At 39.5% G+C, this 2,026-nt stretch carries 2 protein-coding genes; both read right to left on the reverse strand.

What is annotated here, in order from left to right; genetic code table 11:
- Positions 1–911, reverse strand: a 911-nt coding sequence (locus HMPREF2805_RS03515; protein ID WP_148131589.1) for a YSIRK-type signal peptide-containing protein, incomplete at its 3' end; no start/stop codon positions are given.
- Between the two features lies 1 nt (position 912).
- Positions 913–1,476 (reverse strand): TIGR01440 family protein, encoded by a 564-nt coding sequence (locus tag HMPREF2805_RS03520; RefSeq protein ID WP_075231412.1) that lies wholly within the window; start codon positions 1,474–1,476, stop codon positions 913–915.
- Between the last annotated feature and the right edge of the window lie 550 nt (positions 1,477–2,026).

The raw sequence follows: 2,026 nt of genomic DNA on the forward strand, positions 1-2,026 counted from the left end.
TCTGGCTGAACCAAAGATTCGCCTTCGTGACCCTCTTCTTGGGTTCCTTTGGCTGTAAGCTCGCCGGTGTAGGCTGGCAATTCTGGCTGAACCAAAGATTCGCCTTCGTGACCTGCTTCTTGAGTGCCTTTAGCGCTAAGTTCGCCTGTATAGGCTGGCAATTCTGGCTGAACCAAAGATTCGCCTTCGTGACCTGCTTCTTGAGTGCCTTTAGCGCTAAGTTCGCCTGTATAGGCTGGCAATTCTGGTTGAACCAAAGATTCGCCTTCGTGGCCTGCTTCTTGAGTGCCTTTAGCAGTAGCAATTTTCTCTGACTGGTCTTGGAAATCTGATGCTTTAAAGTAACCTACGTACTCGTATCCTTCAATTTGAATGACACCTTTTGCCAAGTCCTCTTGACTACTTCCAGCAATCGTTTGGTTATAAGACACCAAGATTTTATTCTCAAAGGCTTGAGCTGACTGAGGGATAAAGTAACTACCACCTAGAGCTCCAATAAAGAGAATACCCAACATTTTATTACGATGTTTTTTAGACATCACCACAACAACCAAAGACGCTGTTGCAAAACCAAGAGTTGCTAGGGCCAACTCCTTGCTTCCAGTGTTCGGCAATTGTTGAGAATTCACTTCCTTTTTTCTGTAAACAAGATAGACAACATCATCTTGCTTTAAATCTGAAGGAAGTTCGCGATGGATCAAAGCCTTTTCTGCTTCTGTCAATTCTTGTTCAGCCAAATAACGGTAATGAACTTGGTTTGGTGCTGCCACTTCGTTAGCTGCAACAGTTTCAACTAAAAAGTTGTTTGCTCCCAAAAGAAATGTCCCGATAACTGCAGAACCTACACCAACTGAGAACTTCCGAATAGAGTATTTAATAACTTTATCAAACTGCATTTTTCTGTTTTTCATTTTAAATCTTTCTAATGTGATCTATTGGATATTGAGCACGCGCCCCTCCAATGAGTTTTGGTCGACTAGCAAGTGCTGTCACATGAGCCAGACCAATATCTCTTAAGACTGGTCGAATGGGTACCTGAACATGTTTGATATGCATACCGATAGCTGTATCACCAATGTCTAGACCAGCATCTGCCCTGATAAATTCGACCTCCACGGGATCCTTCATATAGCGAAAGGCGGCCAATTGACCAGAACCTCCTGCATGTAAGGTCGGGAGTACACTCACAATCTCCAACTGATGTTTTATAGCTACTTCTCGTTCAACAACTAAAGCCCGATTGACATGTTCACAACCTTGAACAGCCAGATGAATTCCCTTAGCCGTCAATAGTTCCAACATAGTCTTGACAATAAGTTCACCGATTTCCTGACTCGAATCTTTTCCGATGTGTCCTCCCAGCACTTCACTCGAAGACAAACCCAAGACAAATAGTGCTCCCTCCTGTAAAGAAGCCTTGTCTAGTACATCTTCAAGAATCTGCTGTGTTTCTATTTGAATCCGTCTTTGGTCCATATTTCACCTCGCTTTTTTCATTCTATCATATCGTTTTTCATCAATTTTAGCAAGATTGGAAGACATAGGAATACCATTTGCTAGGATTCAAAAACTATATGAGGGCTCTTTTCAAAAACTGATTCTAATCTCTTTCACTTCCCAAGACAACATAAAATGTCATCTTGAAAACAAAAAAAATATAATAGTTTAGTAAAATAGTTGATTTAACAACATTTACACCTAAAAGATTTGTCAATTGATTCGATTATAAACTACCGAAAAGCAACTTCTATCATTCTACCCCATTTCTTACTTTTAAGCTACTACTTTACCTTATTTTTTGGACTTTTTTTCTACTTTGTACTAACCTTTGATCATTCAGAAAACTTTCATGAAATTATGCTAAAATTTTAATTCTACTATCAAATTATAATATAGCAATTTTTTGAATACAAACTGTATCCAATTTTTTAAAAATAGATTTTACAGAGAAGATAACAAAAGGCAGTGGGACAGAAATCGATAGACAAAGTCTAGATTTCGTAGTCCCAGCCCCGCGAGGATGATT

The organism is Streptococcus sp. HMSC034E03, from assembly GCF_001811505.1.
In the GTDB taxonomy this organism is placed as follows: Bacteria; Bacillota; Bacilli; order Lactobacillales; family Streptococcaceae; genus Streptococcus.